Source organism: Parafrankia sp. FMc2, from assembly GCF_041008525.1.
In the GTDB taxonomy this organism is placed as follows: domain Bacteria; phylum Actinomycetota; class Actinomycetes; order Frankiales; family Frankiaceae; genus Parafrankia.
Map to the genome: position 1 here is coordinate 1 of NZ_JBFLUG010000382.1, position 1,480 is coordinate 1,480.

The 1,480-nt window shown below is 72.2% G+C and carries 1 protein-coding gene; it reads right to left on the reverse strand.

The window, feature by feature from the left end; translation table 11 throughout:
* Positions 1-621 precede the first annotated feature (621 nt).
* On the reverse strand, positions 622-1,335 hold the full coding sequence (locus tag AB1460_RS37420; RefSeq protein ID WP_368967290.1) for a 3'(2'),5'-bisphosphate nucleotidase CysQ: 714 nt from the start codon (positions 1,333-1,335) through the stop codon (positions 622-624).
* Positions 1,336-1,480 lie beyond the last annotated feature (145 nt).

Here is a 1,480-nt window from a genome sequence, read left to right on the forward strand (position 1 = left end):
AACTGCGCGGCCAGCACCCCCAACCCGACCCGGTCCACCAACCGGTCCCCGGCCTTCTCCTTGACCTGACCACGCCTCGGCACAGCCAGAACCTACACGATCAGACCTTAAGTTCCTGGTATTGGGACGATGCCAGGTCCTCGCCAGCCCGCACGCCACCTTTTGCGATACCATGACGATGGTCGCCGAATGCGGGAAAGTCGAGCGTGAACGCCTGTTGCGGCGTGCGTGTGGCACTCTCCCGCTCATGGTGAACGGCAGTGGGTGGTGCTCGTCGTGCCTGCGTTGGCCGAAGTGCCCAGGGGTCGGGCTCTCGCGTGGCCTGGTGCGGCCTCGCGGCCGGGGTATCAGCGTGGGTGGAGGGGTGACGCGCGGTCGGAAGACCCATGAGTCGTCGCGGCGCATGCGCAACTGATCCGGGTACTTTCTGAATCTGGCCGAAAGGACTCGAAGAGCGCTGGTGCTGACTGACTGATTCGAAGGTTTCGGATCGGACCGTCGAAGTCACCGCGGCACTGATCCTCAGCGGGTAGTTCGTAACCTGGCCTGGCCTGGCCTGGACCGGTCCGGTCCGGTCCGGTCCAGGCCAGGCCGCTGAGGGGGGCCTCCCGTCGCCTGCGCTCAGCTGCCCTGCAGCACGCTGATGACCGTCGCGGCGAGCTCCGGGCGGCAGATCAGCAGGTCCGGCAGGTACGGGTTGGCCTGGTTGTAGCGCAGCGGCGCGCCGTCGAGCCGGGAGACGTGCAGCCCGGCGGCCGCGGCGACGGCGACGGGGGCGGCGGAGTCCCACTCGTACTGCCCGCCCGAGTGCGCGTAGACGTCCACCTGCCCGCGGACCACGGCCATCGCCTTCGCGCCGGCCGAGCCCATCGGCACCAGCTGGGCGTCCAGGTGGGTGCGCAGCTGCTCGGTGCAGGCCGGCGGACGGGTGCGGGAGACCGCCAGCCGCACCGGCCCCGCGGCCGCGGACGGGAGCGCAGGGGGCTGGCCGGTCCCCAGGACGAGCCCGGCGGCGGGCAGTGCCACGGCACCGATCGTCGCCTGGCCGCCGATGCTCAGCGCGACGTGGACGGCCCAGTCCTCGCGGGGCGGCTCCCCGTACTCACGGGTGCCGTCGAGCGGGTCGACGATCCAGACCCGCTCGCGGTCGAGGCGGGCCGGGCTGTCCGCGCTCTCCTCCGACAGGACGGCGTCGTCCGGGCGGGCCTGGGCGAGCAGGCGCAGCAGCAGCTCGTCGGACTGCCGGTCGCCCTCCTTGCCGCCCAGGGAGCGGATGTCGAGCAGCAGCGCACCGGCGCGCTCGGCCAGCCAGGCCGCGAGGGCGTGGTCGTCCAGGCCGGCTGCCTCGACCGCGGTGGTCACGATGCCTCCGGTGGGGTGAGGATGCCGGTGTGGTGGAGGTGGTCGATGACGGTGTCGGCGTTGGCCTGGGGGGTGGTGGTGCCGGAGGCGGCTGCCGAGCGGACGACCGCCCCGAGGT